The sequence below is a fragment of the uncultured Methanofollis sp. genome, assembly GCF_937919355.1.
Lineage (GTDB): Archaea > Halobacteriota > Methanomicrobia > Methanomicrobiales > Methanofollaceae > Methanofollis.
Genome location: NZ_CALFSA010000180.1, coordinates 1 through 6,919 on the forward strand (window position 1 = coordinate 1; position 6,919 = coordinate 6,919).

General features: G+C 63.9%; 6 protein-coding genes and 1 other RNA gene. 6 read left to right on the forward strand and 1 reads right to left on the reverse strand.

Features of this window, described 5'->3' with window-relative positions:
* Positions 1-231: RNase P RNA component (gene rnpB, locus Q0520_RS08970), an RNA gene on the reverse strand; the annotation flags it as partial.
* Positions 232-267: 36 nt separating this feature from the next.
* Here rnpB and Q0520_RS08975 point away from each other — a divergent pair.
* The 6 genes from Q0520_RS08975 to Q0520_RS09000 are packed head-to-tail and all read left to right on the forward strand — an operon-like array spanning position 268 to position 6,655.
* The gene (locus Q0520_RS08975) at positions 268-834 is read left to right on the forward strand and encodes a TIGR00296 family protein (protein ID WP_298669082.1); all 567 of its coding nucleotides are present in this window, start codon (positions 268-270) and stop codon (positions 832-834) included.
* On the forward strand, positions 835-2,292 hold the full coding sequence (gene tgtA, locus Q0520_RS08980) for a tRNA guanosine(15) transglycosylase TgtA (RefSeq protein WP_298669085.1): 1,458 nt from the start codon (positions 835-837) through the stop codon (positions 2,290-2,292).
* The gene (arcS, locus tag Q0520_RS08985; protein WP_298669087.1) at positions 2,276-3,934 is read left to right on the forward strand and encodes an archaeosine synthase subunit alpha; all 1,659 of its coding nucleotides are present in this window, start codon (positions 2,276-2,278) and stop codon (positions 3,932-3,934) included. The genes tgtA and arcS overlap by 17 nt, the downstream gene beginning before the upstream one ends.
* A gap of 17 nt (positions 3,935-3,951) precedes the next feature.
* A complete protein-coding gene (locus Q0520_RS08990; protein ID WP_298669089.1) occupies positions 3,952-4,800 on the forward strand; it encodes a sulfide/dihydroorotate dehydrogenase-like FAD/NAD-binding protein in 849 nt (282 codons plus the stop codon).
* Positions 4,800-6,137 carry an NADPH-dependent glutamate synthase gene (gene gltA / locus Q0520_RS08995; protein ID WP_298669093.1) on the forward strand — a complete coding sequence of 446 codons (1,338 nt, stop codon included), beginning with the start codon at positions 4,800-4,802 and terminating at the stop codon, positions 6,135-6,137. Before Q0520_RS08990 ends, gltA begins: the two co-directional genes overlap by 1 nt.
* Complete coding sequence (locus Q0520_RS09000) at positions 6,134-6,655, forward strand: class I SAM-dependent methyltransferase (protein WP_298669096.1); 522 nt, start codon at positions 6,134-6,136, stop codon at positions 6,653-6,655. Before gltA ends, Q0520_RS09000 begins: the two co-directional genes overlap by 4 nt.
* Positions 6,656-6,919: the final 264 nt, after the last annotated feature.

Below are 6,919 nucleotides of genomic sequence, written 5' to 3' on the forward strand. Positions count from 1 at the left end.
GATTCACCGTTTCATCGGTTCCCGCCGCTACGTTCAACGGGTTAACTCGCACCCACCTGTGGTGCTTCTCGCCCGAAGGCTCGGCCGTTTCATGACTGACGGCGGGGCGTGTCGTTTCTGTGTCATTGCCGTGACTCTCGCCACCCGCACTTGCGTGCGGCTGCGTGCCTGGTCGGTGGGGGGACTTTCCTCAGCGGCCCGAAGGCCACCGTCGGCCGCACTCTCCCTCTCCTCTTAATAATATGGGGACCCCTGAATATATTACTAATGTTTGCGCTGACCAGTGAAGAGGGCGGGACCGCGGTGCGCCTCGCACGCGACGCCCTCGAAAAGAGCCTCAGGGGTGAGGAGTTCACCCTGCCGCCGCTGTCCCGGATATTTTCTGAGAAAAGGGGCGTATTTGTCACTCTTACCCGGGACGGCTCCTTGCGCGGCTGCATCGGCCTTCCGTACCCTGTCATGCCCCTCGGTAAGGGTATCGTCCATGCGGCCCTCTCAGCTGCGCTCGAAGACCCGCGCTTTCCGCCGGTCCGGGTTGCCGAACTCCCGAAGATCCGCGTCGAGGTGACGGTCCTCACCGTCCCCGAACCTCTCGCCTGCCTGCCCGAGGAGAGGGCCGGCCATGTCGAGGTCGGGCGGCACGGCCTGGTCCTCGCCGGTCATGGCAGGAGCGGACTCCTCCTGCCGCAGGTCGCACCTGAGTACGGCTGGGACGCAGAGGAGTTCCTCGACCACACCTGCCTCAAGGCCGGTCTCCCGCCGGGGTGCTGGAAGAGGGGCGACGTCGAGGTCGCCACCTTTGAAGGGGAGATCTTCCACGAGGAGGGAGCATAAATGGGAATATCTTTTGAGATCCTCCAGAAGGACATCGCCGCCCGCGCTGGCAGGCTGAAGGTGGGAGAGAAGACGATCAGGACGCCAGCACTCCTCCCTGTCGTCAACCCGCACCTCCCCCTTGTCACGCCGCGGGAGATGCAGGAGATGGGGGTCGAGGCGATCATCACCAATGCCTACATCTTCTCGAAGAGTGCGGAGTACCGCGATAAGGCCCTCTCCGAGGGCCTGCACAAGGTCCTCGACTTCGACGGCGTCATCATGACCGACTCGGGCTCATTCCAGTTGATGGTCTACGGCGGCGTCGAGATCACCAACCTGGAGACTGTCAGTTTCCAGAAGGCTATCGGGTCTGACATCATCGTGCCCCTCGACATCCCGACGACGCCCGACGCCGACCGGGAGCGCGCGGAAAAGGAACTTGCTATCACCCTCGACCGTATCCGCGAGGCAAGAGAGCACCTCGGTCCTGACGCCCAGATGGCAGGACCCGTCCAGGGCGCCCTCTTCCCCGACCTGCGGGAGAGATCGGCGCGGGCCGTCCAGGAGATCGGTTTCGACTTCTGTCCTGTCGGCGCCGTCGTGCCCCTGATGGAGAACTACCGGTACAAGGACCTCGTCGATGTCGTCCTCGGTGCGAAGAGGGGCCTCTCCCCCTCGACCTGCGTCCACCTCTTCGGCGCCGGCCACCCCTCCATGCTCGCCCTGGGTGCGGCGATGGGCTGCGACATCTTCGACTCCGCGGCCTACGCCCTCTTTGCGAAGGACGGCCGCTATCTCACCACATACGGGAGCCTGAAGATCGACGAACTCTCAGAACTCCCCTGCCCTTGCCAGGTCTGCAGGAGCCACACGGCCGATGAACTGAAGAAGAGCCCGGAGAGGGAGAGGCTCCTCGCCCTCCACAACCTCTATGTCACCCTCGCCGAGATCGCACGGATCAGGCAGGCGATCACCGACGGCACCCTCTGGGAACTCCTCGACCTCAGGTGCCGGAGCCACCCCAAACTCCTCGAAGGCTATCGTGAACTCCTCCGCCATGCAGAGGAACTGGAGGAGCATGACAATGTCACGAAGAGGCGGTTCTTCTACCAGGGCTCGGAGAGCTGCATGCGGACCGAGGTGGTGCGCTACCACGCCATGGTCGAGCGTTTCACCCTCGGCCCCCGCGTCCTCGTCGCCATGGCCGGTAAGGCACCGGGCGACTACGACGATGTCCTCCTCTTCAAACCGCCCTTTGGCCCATACCCCGAGGGCCTCTCCGAGACCTTCCCGATCGGGCAGTCCGAGGTCCCGCCCTGGGACGAGGATATGATGCGGGCCGGGTGCCGCGGCATCGCCCGCCTCGTCGAGACCCACCCGGAGAGCACGGTCTCCGTCCTCTGTCCGCCTGAATGGACCGCTTTCGTGCGGGGCGAACTCCCCGGCGTGGAGGTGCTGAATGCCGACACAGTTTGAGGTGAAGGGGCGGGACGGCCTTGGCCGTTCCGGTCTCTTCTCGGTGGACGACACGACATACCAGACGCCGCTCCCCCTTGACATGGAGGATATCTTCCCCGATCTTGCCGCCCTCCACCACGCGAACGTCCCCCTCTCGGCAGACCCGGAGTTTGCCCGTGAATATCTCGTCCAGCCCGGCGGTGAGACAGTCATCGTCCACCCCGCCCTCGGCGGCGGCGAGTCCGGACAATGTGCGGTCGTCGCCAGCTGGCACACCGCCCTCACCAACCCGCGGAATATGGTCGGTCACCTCGCCGCACTCAGGGAGAAGGTCCCGCCTGACGCGGCATGGTATGCCCCGGCCGCGGCCCTGCCGTCGAATGCCTGCTTCCTCGCCTACCTGGGCTTTGACCTCTTCGACTTCACGGCCGTCGACCTCATGACCGCCCGCGGCCTCTTCTGCACTCCCGAAGGGGAGTTCCCGGCCGCGGAGATCGAGGAAGGCTCCTGCTCATGTGCCGGGTGCGCGAAAGGAGACCTCGGCCTCCACAACCGCCTCGCCCTCCGCACCGAGTGCGCCACGGTGCGGCGGTTCATCGCCGGTGAGCAACTCAGGGAACTGATGGAGCAGCGCTGCCGGATGGACCCTGACCAGGTCACCGCCATGCGCCTCCTCGACCAGGAATATAATATCACCGAGGAAGCGGCGCCGGCGGCCCGTGCGGTCAGGCTGCGCGCCAACTCAGCCGAGTCGATGTACAGGCCCGAGGTGAAGCGCTTTGCAGAGAGGGTGATCGAGCGGTACGTCCCGCCGAGGAAAGACGTCGCCGTCCTCCTCCCCTGTGCGGTGCGCAAGCCCTACTCCTCTTCCCAGAGCCACCAGCGCTATATCGGCGCCATCGCCGGCCGCGCCCACGAGGTGATCATCACCTCGCCCCTCGGTGTCGTGCCGCGCGAGGTCGAGGCTGTCTACCCGGCAGGCCACTATGACGTCCCGGTGACCGGCTACTGGGACCACGAAGAGTGCGCCTTCCTCTCCGACATTCTCGCCCGTTACCTGCAGGCACACCCGTACGGGCGGGTGATCGCCCACCTTGAAGGAGGGGCGCTGAAGGTTGCGGAGATGGCGGCCGCGGTCTGCGGGATCGAACTTGAGTGCACCTGCACCGGCCACCCGACGTCCCCGGCGTCCCTGCACACTCTCGACGAAGCCCTTGCCAGCGAGAGGAAGATGAGGACAACCCCGGTCGCCGGCGTCCTCTCCTGGCAGTTCGGCGAACATGTCGAGACAAAAGGGATGCAGGTCAAGGGGAAACCCTGGCGGCAGGCGGTCTTCAAGGGGAAGACCCTTCTCTACAACATCGACCCCGGCACAGGCCTGTACAAACCCACCTTCGACGGCTGGAAGTACCTCCACGGCTACCGGGTCCAGATCGACGACTTCGTCCCGCACGGCGACGTGCTGGCGCCGGGCGTCACCGGTGCCGACCCTGCGATCAGGCCGGGCGACGAGGTGCTCGTCGTCGGTCCCTCGGCCATGGCGACCGGGCGGGCGATGATGAGTGCCGGGGAAATGGTCCGGTCACGCCGCGGCGTCGCTGTGAAGGTGCGTAAGGTAAAGTGCACGGAGCGCCAAACTGATAGCACAAGAGCAATTTGAAATTGGAGTGGTAGAGTTTGTATCTGGTTGAGGAGGCAACGCAGCTCGCAGATAAAGTGTTTCAGATGTGGATCCACGCGCCGCAGGTGGCGCGGCACGCCCGGGCCGGGCAGTTCCTGATCCTCAGGATCGACGAGACCGGCGAACGGATCCCCATCACTATCTCGGCAGTGAAGGGCGACTCGGTACGTGTCATCTTTATGACCATCGGCAAGACCACCGAGCACCTCTCCACGCTGAAGAAGGGCGACGCCCTCAGGGACGTCGTCGGGCCGCTCGGCAAACCGAGCGAGATCAGAAAATACGGTACCGTCGTCGTCATCGGCGGCGGCGTGGGGGTCGCGTCCACCCCGATCATCGCCCGTGAGGCGAAGGAAGCCGGGAACCATGTCATCGGGATCATCGGGGCGAGGAACAAGGACCTCCTCCTCCTCGAAGATGAGATGAAAGAGATCTGTGACGAACTCTTCATCACCACCGACGACGGGAGCAAGGGCATTCACGGCTTCGCGAGCACCGTCCTCGAACAACTCCTCAAGGAACGGGAACTGGGCTGTGTCTGGATCATCGGCCCGGCCATCATGATGAAGGTGACCTCGGGCGTGACAAAGCCGTACGGCGTCAAGACTTTCGTCTCCCTCAACCCGATCATGGTCGACGGCACAGGGATGTGCGGGTCGTGCCGGGTGACGGTCGGCGGCGAGACGAAGTTCGCCTGTGTCGACGGCCCTGAGTTCGACGCCCACCAGGTCGATTTCGGCGGACTCATGCAGAGGCAGAGGATGTACGTCGACGAGGAGAAGGAAGCGCTCGAACACTTCCACCACCCTCATGGCGGGTGCGGGTGCTGCGGGGGTGAGCACTGATGACCGATGTCTCAGAGCACGTTACGGACTTCAACGAGGTCAACAAGGGGCTTTCCGAGGAGAATGCCGTCCTTGAGGCCCTGCGGTGTATGAACTGCGTGCGGCCGAGTTGCGTGAAGGGTTGCCCGGTCTGCATCGACATCCCGGCATTCGTCGAGAAGGTCGCAAACAGGGACTTCGCCGGCGCGGTGGGGGTCGTCAAGGAGAACAACATGCTCCCGGCGATCTGCGGCCGTGTCTGCCCGCAGGAGACCCAGTGCGAGGGGTCGTGCATTCTCGCCAGGAAGGAGAAACCGGTCTCCATCGGCGCCCTTGAACGCTTTGTCGCCGACTGGGAGAGGGAGCACGGTGTGAAGACACCGGAGGTCGCCGCCCCGACCGGAAAGAAGGTAGCGGTCGTGGGGTCGGGCCCGGCAGGTCTCACCGCTGCGGCAGAACTTGCGCGCATGGGCCACTCTGTCACGGTTTTTGAGTCCCTCCACGCGGCAGGCGGCGTGCTGATGTACGGCATCCCGAACTTCCGTCTCCCGAAGGAGATCGTCCAGGCGGAGATCGAGCAGGTGAAGGCGCTCGGCGTCGAGATCAAACTCAACCACCTCGTCGGGAGGAGCGTCTCGACGGAGGAACTCCTCGCGTACGACGCTGTCTTCCTGGGCACAGGCGCCGGTCTGCCGTACTTCATGGGCATCGAGGGCGAGAACCTCTGCGGGGTCTACTCGGCAAACGAGTTCCTCACCCGCGTGAACCTGATGCATGCCAACTGCTTCCCGGGGTTCGACACGCCTGTCAAGCGCGGGGCGAAGGTCGTCGTCGCCGGCGGCGGCAACGTGGCGATGGACGCGGCCAGGGTAGCGCGGCGCCTCGGCGCCGAGGTGACCCTCGTCTACCGGCGGCGCGAGGAGGACCTCCCGGCCCGTGCGGTCGAGGTCACGAATGCACAGGCCGAGGGCGTCAATTTTGTCTGCTGCGCGAACCCGGTGCAGGTTCTCGGCGAGAAGACGGTCTCGGGAGTCGAGTGTGTCAGGATGGAGATGTGCGAACTTGACGCGAGCGGGAGGCCGAAGCCTTCATGTATCGAGGGGAGCAACTTCGTGCTTGAGGCAGACGTCTTCATCGAGGCGATCGGCCAGGGCCCGAACCCCCTCCTTGTCTCCATGCTCCCCGCACTGACCCGCGAGCGCCGGGGCAACGTGATCGTGGACGAGGACGGCCAGACGACCATCGCCCGCGTCTACGCGGCCGGTGACGTCGCGACCGGTGCGGCCACTGTCATCTGGGCCATGGGTTCTGCGAAGAAGGCTGCTGCCGCTATCGACAGGATGTTGAGGGCAGAATGACTGAGGTCAGGTTTCTTGAGGAACGGAAGGTCGTCCTCGACCTTGCAGGCGTGAATGACCGGGAGGTGCTGGACATCGGCGCCGGCCCTCTCGCTCTCATCGCCGCAAAGGAGTACGACTGTTATGTCACGTCCGTCGACATCGACGGAGAGAAGATCGGGGAGTGGGAGAAAGAGGCGGAGCGCGAGGGCGTCGCCGAGAAGATCAGTTTCGAGGAGGCCGACGCGACCGACCTCCCGTACTGCAAGGACGCCTTCGATATCGGCATCTGTTTCGGTGCCCTCCACCATCTCCCTGTGGAGAAACGGGAGCAGGCACTCTCAGAACTGGCGCGGGTCTCATACGAGAAGTTCGTCGTTGCCGAGTTCACAAAGGAGGGCTTTGCCGAACTCCACGGCGGGGAAGACTTTGTCCCCGTCGATCTCGCCCGCCTTGAAGGCGCCCTGAAGGTTATGGGTGCCCTGACTGTCCGTCCCCTCGGGAAACTGAACGTCTATATTGTCGAGAAGGGGAACTGACCTCTCCTCTTCTTCGGGGATGAGGGCTTTTTTTCGGCTCTGAGATATTTCTGTCTGCCCTGTTTTCCGGTTCTCCCATTGCCTTTTGATTGACGGGGCAGAACCTTTGTCCAGAAGATGCAGTGGTGTACCTCGGAAAAAAAAGTTTTGTTTTTTATCTCCTCTTCCAGAGGATGACTGCGGCGATGATGATGATCGCCGCCGCCGCTCCGAGTACGAGTGTGGTTGGGAATGTCTGCGGTGTCTCCTTTGGCGGTGCTGTCG

What these genes read in the sequence shown, in the direction of transcription:
- Q0520_RS08975 (WP_298669082.1), top strand. Translation starts at nt 268, where the DNA reads ATGTTTGCGCTGACCAGTGAAGAGGGCGGGACCGCGGTGCGCCTCGCA.
- tgtA (WP_298669085.1), top strand. Translation starts at nt 835, where the DNA reads ATGGGAATATCTTTTGAGATCCTCCAGAAGGACATCGCCGCCCGCGCT.
- arcS (WP_298669087.1), top strand. Translation starts at nt 2,276, where the DNA reads ATGCCGACACAGTTTGAGGTGAAGGGGCGGGACGGCCTTGGCCGTTCC.
- gltA (WP_298669093.1), top strand. Translation starts at nt 4,800, where the DNA reads ATGACCGATGTCTCAGAGCACGTTACGGACTTCAACGAGGTCAACAAG.
- Q0520_RS09000 (WP_298669096.1), top strand. Translation starts at nt 6,134, where the DNA reads ATGACTGAGGTCAGGTTTCTTGAGGAACGGAAGGTCGTCCTCGACCTT.